The 575-nt window shown below is 76.9% G+C and carries 1 pseudogene; it reads left to right on the top strand.

What is annotated here, in order from left to right:
* Nucleotides 1-506, top strand: a pseudogene (locus tag MPTA5024_RS29580) (hypothetical protein); the annotation flags it as partial.
* Nucleotides 507-575: the final 69 nt, after the last annotated feature.

Genomic DNA, 575 nt, shown 5'->3' with positions numbered 1-575 from the left:
GGGCGTCCGCGCTGGCTCTGGCGGCGGCGCTGGTCGCGGGGTGCCAGGGCGCGGGCGCCGGCCCGCCCGCGGCCTCGGCGAGCCCGTCCGCCTCCCCGTCGTTCGGCGTCTACCGGGAGCTGGCCCGCTGCATCCGCGCGCACGGCGTCCCCGGCTTCCCCGATCCGGTCGTCGACTCGGCCACCGGCCGGGTCGACTTCCCCGGTGCCGACAAGCCGCCGCAGAGCGCCGTGAGGGGGTGCAAGACGATCATCGACCGCCTGCCGCAGGACCCCGGGAAGAACCCCGCTCTCACGGCGGCCGACATGGCCGAGCTCCGGCAGTTCGCCCGGTGCATGCGCGGACACGGCCTGGCCGACTGGCCCGACCCCTCGGCCGACGGCAGGTTCCTGCTGCCGCAGCGGCTGACCGACAAGAGGGCGATCCTGACCCAGTTGCAGGCCTGCCGGCAGTCCATGCCCAAGGGTCGCATCCAGATCGTTCCGCCTGGGGGGAACCATGGCTGAGCGCGCCGAGCGGCACGGAGGGCGGCCCGGCCGGGCGGCGCTCGCGGGCGCCGCCGTGCTCGCGCTGGC

The organism is Microbispora sp. ATCC PTA-5024 (genome assembly GCF_000511135.2).
GTDB classification, from domain to species: Bacteria; Actinomycetota; Actinomycetes; order Streptosporangiales; family Streptosporangiaceae; genus Microbispora; species Microbispora corallina.
Note: the sequence above shows the minus strand (reverse complement) of the source record. Positions and strands in the feature narration are given on the sequence as shown.